This window comes from Burkholderia sp. Ac-20384 (assembly GCF_017104605.1).
GTDB classification, from domain to species: Bacteria; Pseudomonadota; Gammaproteobacteria; order Burkholderiales; family Burkholderiaceae; genus Burkholderia; species Burkholderia lata.
Genome location: NZ_JAAGPE010000714.1, coordinates 1 through 882 on the forward strand (window position 1 = coordinate 1; position 882 = coordinate 882).

1 protein-coding gene is annotated in these 882 nt (G+C 64.6%); it reads right to left on the reverse strand.

Translation table 11 applies throughout. From position 1 onward, the window contains the following. On the reverse strand, window positions 1-881 hold an 881-nt coding region (locus G3O00_RS42975), incomplete at its 3' end, for an inorganic phosphate transporter (protein ID WP_206146631.1). Between the last annotated feature and the right edge of the window lies 1 nt (window position 882).

Sequence of the window (882 nt, forward strand, 5' to 3'; positions counted from 1 at the left end):
CCGACACCGACGATCGCGCCGGTGATCGTGTGCGTGGTCGACACCGGAATGCCGAGGAACGACGCGAGGAACAGCGTCATCGCACCGCCGGTTTCCGCACAGAAGCCACCGACCGGCTTGAGCTTCGTGATCTTCTGGCCCATCGTGCGGACGATGCGCCAGCCACCGAACAGCGTGCCGAGGCCCATCGACAGGTAGCACGCGCCGATCACCCAAGCAGGCGGCGCATCGGCGGTCGCCGACGCATAGCCCGACGCGATCAGCAGCATCCAGATGATGCCGATCGTCTTCTGCGCGTCGTTGCCGCCGTGGCCGAGGCTGTACAGCCCGGCCGACAGCAGCTGCAGCCGGCGGAACCGCCGGTCGACCTTGCTGGGCGCGGTACGGAAATACAGCCACGACACGCCGAGCATGAACAGCGAGCCGAGGATGAAGCCGAGCAGCGGCGAGATGAAGATGAACGCGATGGTCTTCAGCAGCCCGTCGATGTTCAGCGAACTCCAGCCCGACTTGGCGAGCGCCGCGCCGACGAGGCCGCCGATCAGCGCATGCGACGAGCTCGACGGGATCCCGTAGTACCACGTGATCACGTTCCAGCCGATCGCACCGACGAGCGCACCGAACACGACGTAGTGGTCGACGATCTCGGGATCGATCGTGCCTTTACCGACGGTCTGCGCGACTTTCAGGTGGAAGATGAAATACGCGATGACGTTGAACGCCGCCGCGAACACGACGGCCTGCTGGGGCTTCAGCACCCCGGTGGACACGACGGTGGCGATCGAGTTCGCCGCGTCGTGAAAGCCGTTCATGAAGTCGAATACGAGCGCGACGAGCACCAGCGTCGCGACCATCCATAGGGCGAGTTGTATCGAATGCATC